Source organism: Bdellovibrio bacteriovorus (assembly GCF_002208115.1).
GTDB lineage: Bacteria > Bdellovibrionota > Bdellovibrionia > Bdellovibrionales > Bdellovibrionaceae > Bdellovibrio > Bdellovibrio bacteriovorus_C.
In genome coordinates this window covers 1082265-1098884 of the sequence record NZ_CP020946.1, presented here as the reverse complement: position 1 = coordinate 1098884, position 16620 = coordinate 1082265, and the positions used below count along the sequence as shown (strand labels likewise).

Below are 16620 nucleotides of genomic sequence, written 5' to 3'. Positions count from 1 at the left end.
CAGGTCCACAACTAACTAGCAATTGCGAAAGCAACACAACACACAAAGCTTGGCCTGTGGTTTTTGCTTGAAGCAAGTTCCACAGCGAGCCACTAAATGCCATATCTACCCCCTGCCCATCACGAGCGAGGACTGTCCGAAGCTTCGAGTAAAAACCACAGGCCAAGCGCTTCATGCGGGAGGCACCTCGTAGCGGCCTTTCCAGAACAGGAAAGAGTTTCTGCGTTCACCCAGGAACAGTTCTAAAAGCGCGATGATAATTCCCAACATCAGAACTGTCTGGAAGCGTTCTTCGTACTGGGTGGCCATAGTCGTGTCAAACTGGGCTTTTTCAAGTTTGCTGATATCTTCCACCAGCAGCTTGGTCTGTTCGCCCCCAAAAGTGGCGAAATAGAAGCTGCCTTGACCGGCTTCAGCCAGCGCGCGCAAAGCATCGCCTTTGACGGTCGTCAGGATGGTCTGACCTTGACGGTCTTTTTTATAACCTTTTAAGAAGCCCATACCATCACGAACCGGAATCGCCCCGCCTTTTTCCGTGCCGTAAGCCAGCGAGAAGATTCTGACACCTTCACCGGCCATTTTTTTGGCTTCATCCAAGGCGCCCTGCTCGTGATCTTCCCCGTCGGAGGCAAACAGGATCACGCGCGTGACTTTCACGGTTTCATCGGTGGAAACCCCACCGCGCTCGAAGGCGTCTTTGGAGATCTTCAAAGCTTCCGTGAAGTTTGTTCCTTGCGAGGACACAGAGCTTGGCTCCAGGGATTCCAGATACATTTTGATCGCACCCGGATCATTTGTCAGGGGCGACAACAACGCCGCCGATCCGGCAAAGGCCACGATGCCCACTTTATTTCCCGGCATCAGATCCACCAGACGGCTCAGTTCGGCTTTGGCTTGTGCCAAGCGCGAAGGTTTCACGTCTTCGGCCATCATACTTTCAGAAACGTCGACAGCGAAGATGATCTCAACCCCTTCACTTTTGACTTCCTGTTGGGATTCACCCATTTGTGGGCGTGCCAAAGCCAGTACAAAACACAGCACGGCCAAAACCTGCAAAGTGGTTTTGATTGAACGCTTCTTGCGCGATACGGAACTTGAAAGGAACGGATACAATCTTGAACCGATGGCGGCTTCCATCTTTTTTCTCGACATGCGATCAAAGATAAAGCCCACGATGATAATCACCGGAATCAGCCACAAATAATTAAATGCTGCCAGATTTTCAAAGCGGAACATTATGGCACCCTCCTTAACCAGGAACGGCCCAAAAGCAGTCCGGCCAAATAAAGAACCAAAGCCCAAATCAGGAAGGGCGGGAATTTTTCAGTGTAGTTGGTGAACTTGTTCACATCGATCTTGGTTTTTTCCAAGGTGTCGATGTCATTAAAGACCCGTTGCAAGGCGCCTTCATTGGTCGCGCGATAGTATTTACCACCGGTGTCGGAAGCCATACGACCCAAAAGATCCTCGTTCACGGTGCTTTCAAATGGCTGATAGGTTTTTACCCTCTGGCCGAAGATGTCGCGGGAATAAACCGGGATGCGTGTCGGACCGTCTTTACCAATACCGATGGAATAAACCTTGATGCCGTAACCCTTGGCGATTTCAAGACCCGTTTCAGGATCAATGGTGCCGGAGTTGTTCTCCCCGTCCGTCATAAAGATCATGACACGGCTGCGGGCTTGGGAATCTTTCAAGCGGCCTGCGGCATTGGCCATGGCCACACCCAAGGCGGTCCCGTCCTTGATTTTTGCACTCGACGCACTGGAGATTTCATTCACTCGCTGCAAGATCATCTGATAATCCAGCGTTGGTGGAACCATGGTGAAGGATTCACCGGCAAAGACCACCAGACCGATACGATCTGAGGTCCGCGCGCTGATGAATTTCGCGATGGTTTCTTTCGCGGCTTCCAGACGGTTTAAAGGTTTCATGTCTTCAATCAGCATCGAGTCAGACACGTCCAGACAGATGACGATGTCGATCCCTTCCACGTTCTTGCGGATCTTGGTGTTCATTTCCTGCGGGCGCGCCAAAGCGACAATCGCAAACACCAGCGCCAGGGATTTTAAGATCACCGGCAGGTGCATCAAACGCGTGCGCACGGTCGGCGTCACAGACTTTAACAGTTCAACCGAACCAAACTGCAACGTCGGCGTCTTCTTTTTTCTTTTCCAGAAGTTCCAGATCAGAATCAAAACCAGCGGCAACAGGAACCACAGGGCCCACAATGAATGATACGTCATGAGGACACCCTTTCCATTTTCTCTACCAGAGTGCGGCAGTGGGTGGCCAAATTCAAAACGTCGCTGCTGGAAAGGTTCTTCTGATCGGCAAATGCGTGCTGGTATTCATGGAACAGCTTCAGCAGGCCTTCGCCCGTTTCCACATAGACGTTGCGATGGTATTTCTTGATATCCTTGATCACCAGACGCTCACTCCACTCCAAAGCCGGCACACGGAACTGGCGGGTCAGGAAGAGCTTAAACATCTTGTTCGTTTCAACCAGCACCTGATCGATTTCTTCTTTTTTGGCGTCTTTGCCAAAGAAAACCGGATTGGTGCGCTGAAGGCGGCGATAGTTTTGATGGAATTCAGACAGCGGTGTTAAGGCCGAGTCATGTTCGCGCAGGCGTTCCAGCATGTTGCGTCTTTGAATCACGCGATAAATCTTGGTGATGGCAATCAAAGCAATCACACCCAGGAATGCCGCTAAAATTCCCCAATAAAGCATCGGCACCCCAATGCTGGCAGGCCCGATCGGACCGTAAGGTTCTTGTTTCACGGGCTGTTCGCCCGGATTTTGCGGAGGCGGCGGCAGCACCGAGGTCACCGCGTATTGTATCGGCCCCAGATCCAGAGTCTGCACGCCGTCACTTAGTTGCAGGTTTTCAAACGGAATGTTGCCGGCCGTGTAAGCCGTGGCCTTGATATCCGCCACCGTCGGAGAACGGAACTCAAAACCCAGAAGTTTAATCTGGTATTTTTGTTCCGGCTTCAGAACAAAATGAAGTTTTTCCTGCTGAAGATCGCGCGGGAAGTCCCCGTCACACACCAAAAGAAACTCGCGCCCTACGGTGAGCTCGTTGTCTTTCAGTCCCTCGACTTTGGGAATTTCTGCCTTACACTGAATTGCCGCCATTATCTTCTCTTCTTAAAGAAGGCCACCAAAGGATTCACATAATCCTCGCTGGACTTCACATCCACACGCTCCACCTGAGCCAGGCGAAGCAGACGATCCCGGGCGTCTTTGCGTTTGGCCACGGCCTCTTCATACTGGGCGCGGAACGATTGCGAAGACGTATCGACGGTGACGATTTCCCCGGTCTCGGCATCTTGCACTTCGATCACACCCATGGAAGGCAAGGAATACTCGGCCGCATCGTTGACCACGCAGGCCACGACGTCATGCTTTCTTCCCAGCAAACGCAAGGACTGTTCAAAGCCCTGATCCATAAAATCACTAAATACAAACACCGTCGCGCGCTTCTTTAAGATCCCCTGCAAATAAGAGAACCCGGCAGACAGCTTGGTGCGATGGCTTTTTGGTTTATAGTAAAACAAGTCACGCAACAGACGGTGCACGTGGCCCCGTCCTTTTTTCGGCGGAACAAAGTGTTCCACCTGATCACTGAACAGCAACAAACCAATCTGGTCGTTGTTCTTCACCGCAGAAAACGCCAACAACGCCGCCATGTGAGTCATGACTTCGCCCTTAAAATAAGGCCCGGTTCCAAAATCACTGGAACCACTGACATCCACGGCCAGAATCAGGGTCAGCTCGCGCTCTTCCTCGAAGGTTTTGATGTACGGCTTTCCCGTGCGCGCGGTCAGCGGCCAAGAAATCGAACGAACGTCATCGCCGGGAACGTACTCCCTGAAATCCGCAAAAGTCATCCCCTGCCCTTTGAAGGCCGTGTGGTATTCACCGGCAAAGAGATTGTTCACAAGCTTTCTTGTGTTGATCTCAAGCAGTTTGACTTTCTTTAAGACCTCAGGAGGCAAGCTCACTATGGCACCTCGACCTGACTTAGGATTTCTTTGATGATGTCATCGGTTCTGATGTTTTCAGCTTCGGCTTCGTACGTCAGAATCAGACGGTGGCGCAGAACGTGGTACGCAATGGCCTTTACGTCTTCGGCAGTCACATAACCGCGACCACGCAAGAACGCATGAGCTTTCGCCGCACGATACAAGCTGATCGTCGCTCGCGGGGAACCACCCACGTTGATCAGGTTCGCAATACGGCTTAGACCGTATTCACCCGGTTTACGGGAGGCCATGATCAATTCCACGATGTAGTTTTTGATTTTGTTATCAACATAGATCTGATCCGCACGGTGAGCCGCACGCAAAAGGTCTTCTTTTGAAATTACCGGCTGCACTTCCGGTTTTTCGTTGGTGCCCATGCGGTTGAGGATTTCAAGCTCTTCGCCTTTACCTGGGTAAACGACGTTGATCTTGAACATGAAACGGTCCATCTGGGCTTCCGGCAGAGGATAAGTACCTTCTTGTTCCAACGGGTTCTGAGTCGCCAGAACCAGGAACGGGCTTGAAAGTTTGTAGGACTCATCCCCGATGGTGACTTGTTTTTCAGCCATGGCTTCAAGCAGTGCGGATTGCACTTTCGCCGGAGCACGGTTGATCTCATCCGCCAGAACGATGTTCGTGAAGATAGGTCCTTTGCGCGGAGCAAATTCACCGGATTTCGGGTTGAAGATCATGGTACCGATCAAGTCCGTTGGTAGCAGATCTGGAGTGAACTGGATGCGTTGGAAATCCAATGAGATGGATTTCGAAACGGTCGCGATGGTCAGCGTCTTAGCCAAGCCCGGCACACCTTCCAGCAGGATGTGGCCCCCGGTCAGAAGGCCCATCATGATGCCCTCCACCATTTCCTTTTGCCCTACGACAACCTTGTTGATTTCAGCCATCATTTTATCAATGAATTGGCTCTCTTGCTTGATCGCGGCATTCAGGGCCATGATATCGACTTCACTCACGTTCTTGCCTCCTGAGTAGATGAACCTCTCTATTTCACAATTAAGCCAAAAACTACGCAAGTTTAGAGTGAAATCCCGACGAAAAACTATGCGCCGTTCCTGTGCTTGCCAAGACCCCTCTTTAGTGGGACTAATTTTATATGATCAACAACAATACAAAAGTCTGGATATTCATTCTATCAAGCTCTCTGGCCCTGCTGGTTCTTGGTTACCAGTTTGGGGAACGTCTGGGGTTGTTGATTGGTTTCTTCTTTGCGGTTCTTTTGAACTTCTTTGTGTTCTTTTACGGCGAAAGCCGCGTGCTGGCGAAACTGAACGCACAACGAATCAAAGGCCAGGACTCCTGGGGTCTGATCGACAAGGTTCAAAAGATGTCCGCCCAACTGTCCATGCCCGCTCCGGCAGTTTATATCACCCCGCACTCGTCCGTGAATGCCTTCTGCGTGGGTCATTCCTGGAAACGCGGATCTTTGGGCTTCACCGCAGGGCTATTGCAAAAACTGAGTGATGAGGAATTGGAAGCCGTCGTGGCCCATCAAATCTGCCACATCCGCCGTCTGGATACGTTTGCTTTTAGCGTCAGCAGCACACTGGCCAATTCCGTCGTGGGCCTGGGACAGTTCTTGGACAACTTGATCCCGTACAAGCTGCGATTCTTTATGCCGCTGCTGTCCCCGATTGGCTGGTTGATCATCAAGCTTGTGGTGGTGGAAAAGTCCTTCTTTGAAAATGATCTGATGGCTTCTGAACTTCTGGAAAGTCGCAACCGCCTGGGCGAAGTTTTGTGGCGCATGGAAGGCCTGGCTCAAACCCAGCCGCTGGATATCCCGGCCTGCACCAGTCATCTTTTCATGGTGAACCCGGAAGGTTTTAGACAAAAAAATCTGTTCCTGAAATCCCACCCGGCCATTGAGGTCCGTTTGCAAAAACTGATGGGTTATTACCCCATCTAACTTGACAGGATTAACAGAGAACTCACATTCACAGAGAGGATACTTATGAACGAAAAAATTGAAGCCTCCTTTTCAGTCCTAATTATGTCCGTCGCCTCTTCGGCGATTATGGCTATGGGTCTGGCTCCAAATCCTCAAAACGGCGAAGTGAGCAAAGATAAAAATATGGCTCGCTTTAACATCGACCTTTTGGTGGTCCTGCAACAAAAGACCAAAGGAAATCTGACTGGCGATGAAGCCAAATTTTTGGAAAACTTAATCAGTGATCTGCAAATGAAATTTGTGTCTATGTAAGGAGAAAACTGTCTATGAAGACGCTGTTGGTTCTTATTCTGTCTGTCGCAATGACCGCTCAAGCCCAAACGGGCGCGAAGGAACTCCCGAAAGATCCACCGAAGATGAATCTGAGCGCCGCCCTGCCCGGCAACTTGTTTGTTGAGCTGGCCAAGGCCATCAACCCGGCGGTTGTGAATATCTCAACCACGGCGATGCCCAAGAACTCTCCGCGCATGCGTGATCCGATGCTGGATATGCTGGAACAGCTTTATGGTTTCCGCATGCAGCAACCTCAACAACAACAGCGTCCGCAACAAATGGGTCTGGGCACAGGCTTTATCATCCGTGAAGACGGCCTGATCATCACGAACAACCACGTGATCGCCGGCGCCGACATCATCAACGTTCAATTAAGCGAAAAATCCACGGACGTGTTTGAAGCGACCCTTGTCGGCAGCGACGAACGCACGGACATTGCTTTGATCAAGATCACTCCGAAAGGCAAACTGCCTGTGGCGGTGCTGGGCTCGTCCAAAGATGTTGAAGTCGGCGAATGGGTGGCGGCGTTCGGGAATCCGTTCGGTCACGGTCACTCCATGACGAAAGGGATTATCTCTTCCAAAGGCCGCGACATCACAGAGATCAATAAAATTCCATTGCTTCAGACCGATGCCAGCATCAATCCGGGGAACTCGGGTGGTCCGCTGGTGAACACCAAAGGTCAGGTGATCGGCGTGAACTCGGCGATTGATGCCCGCGCGCAGGGGATCGGTTTTGCGATTCCGATTGATGAAGTGAAAGCCATCTTGCCAATTCTTGAATCCAAGGGCCGCATTGCCCGAGGTTTCCTGGGTACGGCTTTGGGTGACTTGGATCCGGAAGCGGCCGAGTACCTGGGACTGGGCGAGCTTCGCGGGGCCGTGATCACGCAGGTGTCTCCGGGCAGCCCGGCTTTGAAAGCCGGTTTGAAGATGTACGACATCGTGACCGAGTTTAACGGCAAGAAAATCAGAACCTCTTTGGATCTGATGGATGCCGTGGCCGACGCCCCTATCGGTCAGCCGATTAAAACCAAGATCATCCGCAACAACAAGGAAATGACCCTGAATGTGGTGACGGCAGAACGTGTGGAAGAAAAACGCGCGGTTCGTGCGGCGACTAAAACCTATGCGGGCCAGAAAGCTCCGTTTGATCTGGGCTTCACGGTGATTGATCCAACCACCGAGCTTCGCAAGGAATGGGGCCTGCCGGACGATATGAAGCAGCCCGTGGTGATCGAGACGGAAAGAAACTCCAACGCTTCAAAGGGCGGTTTGCGCGTGGGCGATGTGATTTTGGATGTTAATAAACAGCCCGTCGACACCGCCAAGGACGTTTTAAAAGCTCTTAAAAAGGGCAAGAACACCCTTAGAATTGCCCGCAACACCCGTATTCAGATCATCAACATCGAGTAATTCTAAACTCAGAAATTTTAATAAAGAGCAGCGCTTCAAAGCCCATCTTCGGATGGGCTTTTTTATTTTGCCGCTATATAAGTAAACACCTGCCTCAAATTGAGGCAGTTCGCGGAACCTCAGTAAAAATATAAAAAAATCCTCGACCTAGGTCTTTAGTTTTTCTTGGGCCCACCGAGAAGAAATACGGACCATAGTTTGGCTCCAAGATTGCGACAAAAAGGCCGGTCAAATGGCTTTTAAGAATGAGCAACTGTTATGGCAACAAGAACGGCAACAAGAAAGGGACTGTATGAAAGTCACCGAGGTGAAAGTTTTCCCCGTCAATGAGGACCGGCTGAAGGCCTACGTCTCGATCACTCTGGACAACTGTTTTGTCGTGAGGGATCTGAAGGTCATCCAAGGAACCAGCGGTTTGTTCGTGGCTATGCCCAGCAAAAAACGCAAAGACGGTCAGTTCCGCGATATCGCCCACCCCCTGAATCAGGAGACCCGGGCGATGATTGAAGACCTCATATTTGAGGCCTACGAAAAAGAACTAAAATCCATGGGCGAAACCCTGGTCAGTCTAAAACGCCAAAAAGCTCCTGGGAGCGACTACGGCAACGACGACTACTAGGTTTGACTTGATTCACCCTAGGGCCATGGGGCCGGGGTCGAGTTCCCTGCTCACGCACACCTGGCTGCCTAATGTGGAGGCAGCCAGCAACGGCGGCTTCAAGTAAACCCCCTGGAATTCTTAGCCCGTCAGATCCCTGACGGGCTTTTTCATTCAAAAGGTTCCTGGTTCTTTTTCCGGCCCATGGTGCGTTATCTTTCAACGCATAAAGTCTTTTCTTGATTTTGGGCCGCAATATCCGTAATTTGGGCCTTCGAACGCATCATCTTGCTGGGGTATCGTCAAGTTGGTAAGACAACAGATTTTGATTCTGTCATTCGCAGGTTCGAGTCCTGCTACCCCATCCATTTTTTCTTAAAAAATCACAGAAAATAAGCCAGCAAAATTCCCCTTAGGGCACAGCTACGTCTGCCCCGGGGTTGCAGGACGAGAATAGAGAGAGCGACCCGTGTCGGATGCGACCTTAGGAGCATTCGATTCGGGGCAGACGGCCACGATGGCCGGCTGAGCGAACGGCCCCGGCTCTGGAAGGTTGGGCAGGAGCCCAACCTGGGAAGACCGAGTCCTGCTACCCCATCCATTTCCATCATTAAGCAAAAATTCAAACGACGGAATCAATCAGATCCGGCTGCCCGCAGGGTCAACGCTGACGGCTCTGTCGCGCCCAAAATCTGACTTTCCGATTCCTTTTTTCTTTCAAATCTCAATATTTTAACTGAGGCCCCAGGGACATGTCGCCCAGCCGCCTTCTCAACACCGCTCTCATCCACGCAGAAGAACGTCTCCAAGCCCTTCAGAGTGAGCACCAACTTCTTTAAGACCTTTCTCACAAGTCTTCTTTTTAGAGCTGGCGTTGTCTTCGGAAAGCCCTTTCTAAACTCCAGGGCTGAGGCTGCCCGCAGCCTGAGTATTGCACAAAATGGACTTCAGCATTTCAATAATAAGTGGAAGCTTTTGGTGGTAAGTTTGCCTACAAGCTACTTCAGTATTTGGTTTGTAAAGCTCCTTAAATCATCATCAGGTCGCCTATCAACCTTTTGTAATTTCTACAGGCCAACCTCGTATATCTGCAAAAACTAGCTAAAAACCAACATATTGACGCAGCTAACCCCAACTACGGAGATGACTGGTTGAGCATAATCACCTAATGAAGATTACTGCTATGACCGTTTAAATTTGCGGGTCAGTACCGAGGAGATAGGCTTTGGTCTTGAATTTTCCAATATCGCGTGCAATCAGATTGCCCAATAATTTGTTCTTAAAAGAGAATAAGATTATGACACCTCAAATGATGCTCGACGATGCTCTTTCCAATAGTGACTACAATCGTGCAATTCGCTTTTTAGCGTCTGTCCCAGCTCTGCAAACAGCAGATAATATGCTTGAGTGCGCAAAGAATCCACAGCTCGCTTTTGATGTTTTAAAGTTTGTCAGTGGAGCAAAAAATATTCAAAAAATTATCGATATCGCGGCGGAGAATCCCCGATTTGCACGCATTATTGTGGAAGACATTCCTCACGCTCGAACCTTAAACACTCTAAAGAGAGCTATTGATGGCGATTTAGCGTGGGCAAACAAATATAAAGAACTTTTTGGTCTTGATGAGTTGATGTTTAATAAGCTAGTTAAGAAGTCTGGTGGTAATAAAAAAGAATCCACCGCCAATAGTATACTCTAAAAATTTCTTTCTCTTCTGAATGGGAGCATTTTCATAATGCCCCCACGCCCTGTTAATTATACAGCCTCTGCCTCTTCTACGAAATCCAGTTCTCCCACTTCTCGTAGAGTTTGATCAACATAAGAGCCGATAGGCAGACGTTTTCCAAATCGCTGCAGTTCCTGAACATCTTGATCGTTCAACTCGTAGACTCGAGTGTTTACCAAACTGTTGAGGTTCTCTTCGGCGCTACTCAAAGCAATCTTTAAGGCTTCACGTGTTTCTTTATCCGAAGCATTGACATAAGCACTAATGACACTTTGCATTTCATCATAAACCGAAGCCAGTGAATCCGTTACCTCTACCTCATCCAATAGTCTTTGTACGGGAAGAGGAACTGGTAAGAGGAATTGCTTATTCAACTGAATATAACCATTATCAAGAGATTCAGCCGTGATTTTTGCAAGGCAGTCAAAAATCCTCGAATTGAAGATCGCAGCTAGAGCTTTATAATGGCGAACATCCGCGCCATCAATGATGATAGAATTTACCCGCACATTATCTTGATAAAATTCACCAAGCGCATCAACGGTAGCTGTTGTATCCAAGCACGTTGATGGAATCAACATCTTTGGTAGGCTCTGCAAACAATGATTTTTTTCATAGGTGTAGTGGTACCAATTTACTCCAGTCTTAGTTTCCACCTTATCTTGAATCTCTTCTTTAGATTCCTTTAAGTATTCCCATGTTTTTGGAAACGTTTCTTTAAGTGCTGTGAACTTGATTGCGTCACATTTCAAATTTGCCAATGACCTCTTCTTTTTTGAATCAATCAAAGAGAGCTGATATGGGAACAATACAAAATTATCTTTCTCAATAACTTTAAAGGGATAGAACTTCCGATTTATTGCAAGAGGCCGACAAATTGACTTCTCAATGCTCACCGGAATTCCGGCATAATTCTGACCTATAACTTTGTTCTTTTCTATTCTACCTCTGATTAGATAGAACTTCTTGTAAAGGACTTGAAGTCCAACATTGATCGACATGCTTTTGCCAAAATGTTCAATCGTTCCAAAACGCTCCACCATTCTATCTCGCAAAGACTTCAAATCAGGATGAACAAAAAACCACGGTTCGCTTCCAAGAGTACTAGGCATACTAAACGAAAGCAGTTGAAACTTAGATAAGTCCGCCAACTTGCTATCTATCTGACTTAAGTTGTCAATTTTTACATATCGAAGATTCTCCGCTGGCAATCTTCTCATAATCTCTCAGCAGAGCGCGACCTATTGGAAAATGGAGAATGGGTACCACGAAGCCTCTTCGACACCTTTACCGATATCCACATTAAATCAAAATCAGGATCAGAATTCATTTTGGACACAAAATATAAAATCATCAACGACACTAAAAATCACTATGGTATTAGCAACCAGGATGCCTACCAAGTTCTAGCATACAGACAAATTCATCATTCAGGAGTTGCGGCGCCTTCTGTAGCATTGCTATATCCAAAATCCAACGTCCACATAAGAAAGGAGTTTCAAGTAAATGGGTCCGATGCCACATTCATCGCGGCCACTATTGACCTATCTTGTGACCTTAGAGCAAATCTTCCTTCACTGGTAAATGATCTTTCCAAAATAATTCAATCTGGCTCATTGGGAAATCAAACTTGAAAAGATGGATTGAGATTAAAAGTATACAAACCCTCTAGATCATCTTTTGAAGAACATCAATAAACGTTCTTTTTTCTTCTTCAGATAGTCCCCCAAACTTTACCAGAAAGTTCCTAAGAGATTGAGTGTCCGAATCCTCTTTCAAAAAAGAAGCTCCTGATCCAGTTGCCAAAGCAGTTGCCCCTAACGCTGCCGCGAACCCTAGGACTGCCGGCGCAGCCACAACCCCGGCTATCCCAGCTCCTATAGCTACACCGACGCCCTTTGCACCCAGTGACGATAGCAGCGTATGATACTTAGAGCGTATAGGCTCACTTTCTCGCTGCTCCCATTTTTCGACCGTTGTGGGACTTACATTCAATAGTGCCGCGAGCTGCGCCCTTGATAGCCTAAGCTCAGTCCTGAATGCGCGAAGATCTCCTCCAGTGAACTCATTCATATTGCAAGCCTCTATTCGCTACATTTATTTATGATGAGGCGTGATAATTTGTAGCCGCCATATCCAATTGCTCCAACAACAAAAATTCCACCGATCATCGAGCCGCCAAGTACAGCTAAGCCAGAAGTGATTCCAGCAGCACTGAGGCCTGGAACTCCTGCTACTGACAAACTAGTAATAGCAACTCCCGCCCCGATAGTAGCTGAGCTGGCATCTTTTCCTGCTTCTTTTAACCCATCTTTTGTTTCATCAGTCATAACATCCTCCAATTGCTTAAAAGTATTTCTACTAGTATTTTTACTATGCAACAAGAAGCATGCTATTGGCGTGTAAAGAGTTCACAAAAGCCCTTCACTTGATCTGAGTTCACTCTTAAGGTTTCTGATACTGATAACTCAGGCTATAATTCGGAGAGAAGCCTAGTAGTTTTACTAGGGTCACGGGTAGACAGTCGAATGGTTTAGATTCGGTCTATTGAGGTGAGGTTTTTCTAGAAAAATTGACTACCTGCCCTCGGCGGCCCCCCCCTAACCCTTCTTAAATTTCTTCGCCATATCGTCTCTTACACTCTCAATTGTGCCTTCAAGTACTCGTTCAAATAATTCGTCTGCCGACACATGATAAATTTGGCCGATCTTCTTAAGAGTATCAATGGGAGACGAGGAAACTCCTCGCGCCCAGTTTGAAATAAACTGCGGAGTCGAATAACCAAGTTTTTTTGAGACCTCACCTTGAGAGAGTCCGGAAAGAGTTCTCTTTTCTTTCAGAAATTGCCCCAGGGTATTCTTCTTTAGCGCCATTACTAATCTCCTAGCGAATAGAAAAATCTTAATATAGAAAGATGAAGCTCACATCTCGAATTTCAACAAGATCACCAAAGCCTCATCAATCATATCAACCGAACTTCGGTTCTGATCCGAGAATTGAAACATCGCGCCTAGGTCTATGACCGCTAAAGTATGGACAAATAAAAGCTCTTTTGAAGTCAGTTCCTTTCCTGACCGCTCCTCTGACTTAACTTGTGAGGACCTTGGTCATTCCTTAAAAACTTTGGAGATCCCCATGTCTCGGTACGCGACTCGTAGACGATTCGTGCTTGGACCTTCCAAATGGCTCGCTGAATGGAATCTATGTTGTGAACTCCAGCCAACCCGGTGATGACACTGGCACTCCAAAAAATAAGATTCGTGAGGTTCATAATTCATCCCTTTCTCTTTTTTGTTAGTACTTTTGAAGCCGACGAAGTTCCTTTTAGGAAGCTCTCGGAGAGCGCTAACTTCCCCGACTGAAGAACTATCGCCCCCGACTCAATTCTCTGACCAATGGATTTAATGACTCCGTAGCTCCACTCTTTACCCGTTCGGGATTTAAGGCCACGATCACTAAGGGCAGAAAAAATAGACATAATATCACTGCCGCGAGTCCATAAGTTGTGGATTAAAAGAAGCGTGGGGTACTCTTTGGGGTCTCTCACCAACTCCCCCTAAAGAAAGCAAAATCCATAAGGGGGTCTGGCGCCGGTCCTTTTATGACCTTTGCGCCACCTTGCGTATGGAACTGACTGTTTGGAGGGAAGGCTTTGATCATGAGCCTTCAATGCCTTCCAGATCGAGGTTCTTTTTAAGCCCGTTTGCTGCTCAATATCAGTTATCGACATGCCTTCCACGTGCAGCGGCGCGATAATTTCGTAAATGCGGGGTTCAATTTTTTGAAAAAACTCAATAATATCAAGGGACGGGCAATTATTGCTTATTGATGTCTTAGGACATCCATTTTCTCCCTTTAAAACAAAATATATCGAATCCCAAACGGGCTTTGCTACGTCCAAAATCTACCGTTGGGGTAGCGGGACTCGAAGAGAGCAATAGGCTCGCAAATTACAATCCCGAGACACAATTGATTCTGACCATTCGATATCACCAGTGGAGTTTGACAAAAAACAAACAGCTGTATACTTACATACCGTAATTTGCAGGAGTTAAAATGAAAGTCTATTCTCTAAATGTTGCGCAAGGAAACTTTACCGTTGTAGTTGGCACTAACGAAGCATTCATAGTCGATACCCATGTGCCAATGGGAACCGACCAAAAAGTTATCAATATCAAAGGGGCTCTTGCCGACATCCTAAAAAACAAGGCCTTAATTGGATTAATGATTACTGGCTTTGATGCAGACCACTTTAATTCAGTGGGTTTAAGCATAATTCTTCACAAATATCTTCCAAATTGGATCATGTATCCAAAGTATTTCAAAGCAACTGATAATGCTTCCGAGTGCTTTAAGCTTATTGACGCTCACGACACTAACAGCAAAATTCAACGTGTTCCGATTCTTTTAAATGACAATAAATCACGTTTTTACTCGAAACTTTCAAAGGAGTTTACCTTCGAGATTTTCTCCCCCCATGCGGAGGATAAATCTTCTTCCAACAACTGCTCGCTAGTTTGTAAAGTGGTCGAAAATTCCTCTCAGCAGTCTTACTTAGTCACCGGCGATACCGAAATCGACAGATGGGCTAATATTATAAAAGAGTTTGGCAATAGTTTAGCTTCTCAAATGATGACAGCTCCTCATCATGGTTCAAAAAATGGATCATCGAAAGAGCTGTTGTCTGCCGTTTCCCCTTACAAAATTATAGTTAGCGCCGGAGTAAACAATCAATATGGCCATCCCCACAAAGAAGCAGTCGAGCTATTTAACCAACACTCTAAAATTTGGTACCAAACAAATACAGGGAGTGACGGTCAATCAATTTTGACCACGCTCGAGGCCGGGAAAGATCCTATAAGTACAAAATATAGCATCTAAGGATGTTTTTCCCATGAGAAATACACCACATCGAAGTATTGGAATTTGTTTATCTGGCGGAGGAATGAGAGCCGCAGCATTTCATGCCGGCGTACTCAAGTGGCTTGCCGACACTCAACAACTAGAGCATGTATCTCACGTATCCAGCGTTTCGGGTGGAAGCATTTTCATCGGCCTCCTATTTCACATTTCAAATTACAAGTGGCCTAGTAGCGGCGAATATCAAAATCACTGCCTCGAAATCAAAAATATCCTGACATCAAATTGCCTCCAGTCGACAGCAAAAACAAAAGCGCTGAGCCCCTTGAATTGGCATAGACTTACATATCGTGCAAATATAGTAGCTGAATCCATCAATGAGTTGTTTCAGATAACAGGAACATTGGGAGATCTACCCCCATCACCAACCTGGTCCATCAACGGCACCACAGCCGAAAATGGAAAACGATTTAGATTTAAAAAAGGTACCGGAGGTGACTACTCAATCGGCTATGCGGATATGACCGATTTCCCAATAGCCAACGCCATGGCCATGTCAGCAGCGTTTCCCGGAGGAATTGGCCCACTCAAGATAGCCTCTGATAAGTATGTTTGGCGCAAAGCGGAATGGGGCTCTCAAGCCAATGCCAAACCAACTACCCTTCAACAGAAGACCCTCCACCTTTATGATGGAGGAGTTTACGACAACCTAGGGGTCGAACCTCTCTATGATTGTGGCACACAAAGGATTAAGTCTTCCAATGAAAATGTCGACTTTCTGATCGTATCTGACGCAGGCAAACCGTTTGCAACGGAAGATATTCCTCACCCATTAAATCCTTTCAGATTCAAAAGATTGATGGACATAATGAGCGAACAAACACGAGCACTTCGTGTTCGAAGTATAGTGAACTTTATAAAAAACAATCCGTCATTAGGAATGTATTTACAGATCGGTACTATCTCGAGTGCCCCATCATTTCAAAACCTGTGTCCGAATGGCGAGATGTGGCTAGATGAAAAAAGCGTATCATACGCAAGATCATTTCCGACCTCTCTACTTAAAATGACCCCAGAATCCTTTGATACGATATTTACGCACGGCTACGAGACTGCAAAATTAAACTCTTTACTCCTGCCAAATACCGAATGATCAATATTCCACTTCGACCTGTACTATCACATCGCTCGCATGATCTATGCGCGAGATTTCCGCACGCGACAAGAACTCAGTCGCCCTTAACTTCTGTCATCGCGATAAGACGCTTTCTGACCTTAGCCAAATCCATCTTAGGATTGTAGTTCGTCACCGCCGCCAGCCACGCTCCGTCAGCGGCATAACGGACGACCTCAAGACTTGGATCAGAATCCGTCTTCACGTGTTTCTTCATCCTTCCAACAAACCAATCGCTGCTGATGGAAACCACGCTGGGTTCGGCCAGCAGTAAAGTAGAAAAGGCTTTGCCGAATTCGCTTTCCATATTCAGGGTTGCTTGAATATACGCGCGGGTAAAAACCACGTATTCTTGCGTGTCTTTTTCAATAAGCTGATCAATCTCTGCATCCAGATGATCCATCAGATACGAAGCCATCGCTGCAATCAGCGCTTCCCTATTTACAAAGTGATGAAATAACGCCCCCTTGGTCACCCCGGCCGCGGCAGAAACCTTGCTCAGTCTGATGGCGTGAACCCCTTCCTCACTGGCAATCCCGGCGGTTGCCATACCGATCGGTATGTATTATGTCAATT

At 47.4% G+C, this 16620-nt stretch carries 18 protein-coding genes and 1 tRNA gene; 9 read left to right on the top strand and 10 right to left on the bottom strand.

The features are described 5' to 3' along the window. Positions 1 to 171: 171 nt before the first annotated feature. Genes B9G79_RS05385 through B9G79_RS05365 form a run of 5 tightly spaced genes read right to left on the bottom strand, consistent with a single transcriptional unit; the run spans position 172 to position 4985 of the window. Positions 172 to 1236: a vWA domain-containing protein gene (locus B9G79_RS05385; RefSeq protein WP_088564623.1), complete on the bottom strand. Its 1065-nt coding sequence runs from the start codon at positions 1234 to 1236 to the stop codon at positions 172 to 174. Continuing rightward, complete coding sequence (locus B9G79_RS05380) at positions 1236 to 2246, bottom strand: vWA domain-containing protein (protein WP_088564622.1); 1011 nt, start codon at positions 2244 to 2246, stop codon at positions 1236 to 1238. Before B9G79_RS05380 ends, B9G79_RS05385 begins: the two co-directional genes overlap by 1 nt. Then, positions 2243 to 3142: a hypothetical protein gene (locus B9G79_RS05375; RefSeq protein ID WP_088564621.1), complete on the bottom strand. Its 900-nt coding sequence runs from the start codon at positions 3140 to 3142 to the stop codon at positions 2243 to 2245. The genes B9G79_RS05380 and B9G79_RS05375 overlap by 4 nt, the downstream gene beginning before the upstream one ends. Further along, a complete protein-coding gene (locus B9G79_RS05370) occupies positions 3142 to 4011 on the bottom strand; it encodes a DUF58 domain-containing protein (RefSeq protein ID WP_088564620.1) in 870 nt (289 codons plus the stop codon). The genes B9G79_RS05375 and B9G79_RS05370 overlap by 1 nt, the downstream gene beginning before the upstream one ends. Beyond that, a complete protein-coding gene (locus tag B9G79_RS05365) occupies positions 4011 to 4985 on the bottom strand; it encodes an AAA family ATPase (protein WP_038451994.1) in 975 nt (324 codons plus the stop codon). Before B9G79_RS05365 ends, B9G79_RS05370 begins: the two co-directional genes overlap by 1 nt. Positions 4986 to 5143: 158 nt before the next feature. On the opposite strand from B9G79_RS05365, the gene B9G79_RS05360 reads away from it, so the two are divergent. The 6 genes from B9G79_RS05360 (at position 5144) to B9G79_RS05330 (ending at position 9983) form a co-directional block, all read left to right on the top strand. Then, positions 5144 to 5956 (top strand): M48 family metalloprotease, encoded by an 813-nt coding sequence (locus tag B9G79_RS05360; RefSeq protein WP_088564619.1) that lies wholly within the window; start codon positions 5144 to 5146, stop codon positions 5954 to 5956. Between the two features lie 45 nt (positions 5957 to 6001). Beyond that, positions 6002 to 6250, top strand: a complete 249-nt coding sequence (locus B9G79_RS05355; RefSeq protein ID WP_011165185.1) for a DUF1844 domain-containing protein — start codon at positions 6002 to 6004, stop codon at positions 6248 to 6250. 14 nt (positions 6251 to 6264) lie between these two features. Further along, entirely contained in the window at positions 6265 to 7686 is a 1422-nt protein-coding gene (locus B9G79_RS05350; protein ID WP_088564618.1) for a trypsin-like peptidase domain-containing protein, read from the top strand. 292 nt (positions 7687 to 7978) lie between these two features. Beyond that, positions 7979 to 8305: a septation regulator SpoVG gene (gene spoVG / locus B9G79_RS05345; RefSeq protein WP_011165187.1), complete on the top strand. Its 327-nt coding sequence runs from the start codon at positions 7979 to 7981 to the stop codon at positions 8303 to 8305. A 271-nt stretch (positions 8306 to 8576) separates the two neighbouring features. Continuing rightward, a tRNA-Gln gene (locus B9G79_RS05340) sits at positions 8577 to 8652 on the top strand. A 929-nt stretch (positions 8653 to 9581) separates the two neighbouring features. Beyond that, on the top strand, positions 9582 to 9983 hold the full coding sequence (locus B9G79_RS05330) for a hypothetical protein (protein ID WP_157678730.1): 402 nt from the start codon (positions 9582 to 9584) through the stop codon (positions 9981 to 9983). A 56-nt stretch (positions 9984 to 10039) separates the two neighbouring features. On the opposite strand, the gene B9G79_RS05325 is transcribed toward B9G79_RS05330, so the two are convergent. Further along, complete coding sequence (locus tag B9G79_RS05325; protein ID WP_088564615.1) at positions 10040 to 11230, bottom strand: hypothetical protein; 1191 nt, start codon at positions 11228 to 11230, stop codon at positions 10040 to 10042. Between the two features lie 24 nt (positions 11231 to 11254). Between B9G79_RS05325 and B9G79_RS18565 the strand changes: the two genes are divergently transcribed. Beyond that, complete coding sequence (locus B9G79_RS18565; protein WP_157678728.1) at positions 11255 to 11644, top strand: 5-methylcytosine restriction system specificity protein McrC; 390 nt, start codon at positions 11255 to 11257, stop codon at positions 11642 to 11644. Positions 11645 to 11678: 34 nt separating this feature from the next. Here the strand turns inward: B9G79_RS18565 and B9G79_RS05315 are convergent, their stop codons facing one another. The 3 genes from B9G79_RS05315 to B9G79_RS05305 all read right to left on the bottom strand — a co-directional run bounded on the left by B9G79_RS05315 (position 11679) and on the right by B9G79_RS05305 (position 12883). Next, positions 11679 to 12083: a helix-turn-helix domain-containing protein gene (locus B9G79_RS05315; RefSeq protein ID WP_088564613.1), complete on the bottom strand. Its 405-nt coding sequence runs from the start codon at positions 12081 to 12083 to the stop codon at positions 11679 to 11681. A gap of 11 nt (positions 12084 to 12094) precedes the next feature. Next, positions 12095 to 12340 carry a hypothetical protein gene (locus B9G79_RS05310; protein WP_088564612.1) on the bottom strand — a complete coding sequence of 82 codons (246 nt, stop codon included), beginning with the start codon at positions 12338 to 12340 and terminating at the stop codon, positions 12095 to 12097. A 270-nt stretch (positions 12341 to 12610) separates the two neighbouring features. Continuing rightward, a complete protein-coding gene (locus B9G79_RS05305) occupies positions 12611 to 12883 on the bottom strand; it encodes a helix-turn-helix domain-containing protein (protein ID WP_088564611.1) in 273 nt (90 codons plus the stop codon). A gap of 1183 nt (positions 12884 to 14066) precedes the next feature. Between B9G79_RS05305 and B9G79_RS05290 the strand changes: the two genes are divergently transcribed. Further along, entirely contained in the window at positions 14067 to 14891 is an 825-nt protein-coding gene (locus B9G79_RS05290) for a ComEC/Rec2 family competence protein (protein WP_088564608.1), read from the top strand. A gap of 13 nt (positions 14892 to 14904) precedes the next feature. Then, complete coding sequence (locus tag B9G79_RS05285) at positions 14905 to 16023, top strand: patatin-like phospholipase family protein (protein WP_088564607.1); 1119 nt, start codon at positions 14905 to 14907, stop codon at positions 16021 to 16023. A gap of 76 nt (positions 16024 to 16099) precedes the next feature. Here B9G79_RS05285 and B9G79_RS05280 read toward each other — a convergent pair whose 3' ends face one another. Next, complete coding sequence (locus tag B9G79_RS05280) at positions 16100 to 16594, bottom strand: TetR/AcrR family transcriptional regulator (RefSeq protein ID WP_088564606.1); 495 nt, start codon at positions 16592 to 16594, stop codon at positions 16100 to 16102. Positions 16595 to 16620: the final 26 nt, after the last annotated feature.

Excerpts from the sequence above, each read along its gene's own strand:
- B9G79_RS05385 (WP_088564623.1), bottom strand. The coding sequence starts at position 1,236 with ATGTTCCGCTTTGAAAATCTGGCAGCATTTAATTATTTGTGGCTGATT.
- B9G79_RS05380 (WP_088564622.1), bottom strand. The coding sequence starts at position 2,246 with ATGACGTATCATTCATTGTGGGCCCTGTGGTTCCTGTTGCCGCTGGTT.
- B9G79_RS05375 (WP_088564621.1), bottom strand. The coding sequence starts at position 3,142 with ATGGCGGCAATTCAGTGTAAGGCAGAAATTCCCAAAGTCGAGGGACTG.
- B9G79_RS05365 (WP_038451994.1), bottom strand. The coding sequence starts at position 4,985 with ATGGCCCTGAATGCCGCGATCAAGCAAGAGAGCCAATTCATTGATAAA.
- B9G79_RS05360 (WP_088564619.1), top strand. The coding sequence starts at position 5,144 with ATGATCAACAACAATACAAAAGTCTGGATATTCATTCTATCAAGCTCT.
- B9G79_RS05355 (WP_011165185.1), top strand. The coding sequence starts at position 6,002 with ATGAACGAAAAAATTGAAGCCTCCTTTTCAGTCCTAATTATGTCCGTC.
- B9G79_RS05350 (WP_088564618.1), top strand. The coding sequence starts at position 6,265 with ATGAAGACGCTGTTGGTTCTTATTCTGTCTGTCGCAATGACCGCTCAA.
- spoVG (WP_011165187.1), top strand. The coding sequence starts at position 7,979 with ATGAAAGTCACCGAGGTGAAAGTTTTCCCCGTCAATGAGGACCGGCTG.
- B9G79_RS05330 (WP_157678730.1), top strand. The coding sequence starts at position 9,582 with ATGACACCTCAAATGATGCTCGACGATGCTCTTTCCAATAGTGACTAC.
- B9G79_RS05325 (WP_088564615.1), bottom strand. The coding sequence starts at position 11,230 with ATGAGAAGATTGCCAGCGGAGAATCTTCGATATGTAAAAATTGACAAC.
- B9G79_RS05315 (WP_088564613.1), bottom strand. The coding sequence starts at position 12,083 with ATGAATGAGTTCACTGGAGGAGATCTTCGCGCATTCAGGACTGAGCTT.
- B9G79_RS05310 (WP_088564612.1), bottom strand. The coding sequence starts at position 12,340 with ATGACTGATGAAACAAAAGATGGGTTAAAAGAAGCAGGAAAAGATGCC.
- B9G79_RS05305 (WP_088564611.1), bottom strand. The coding sequence starts at position 12,883 with ATGGCGCTAAAGAAGAATACCCTGGGGCAATTTCTGAAAGAAAAGAGA.
- B9G79_RS05290 (WP_088564608.1), top strand. The coding sequence starts at position 14,067 with ATGAAAGTCTATTCTCTAAATGTTGCGCAAGGAAACTTTACCGTTGTA.
- B9G79_RS05285 (WP_088564607.1), top strand. The coding sequence starts at position 14,905 with ATGAGAAATACACCACATCGAAGTATTGGAATTTGTTTATCTGGCGGA.
- B9G79_RS05280 (WP_088564606.1), bottom strand. The coding sequence starts at position 16,594 with ATGGCAACCGCCGGGATTGCCAGTGAGGAAGGGGTTCACGCCATCAGA.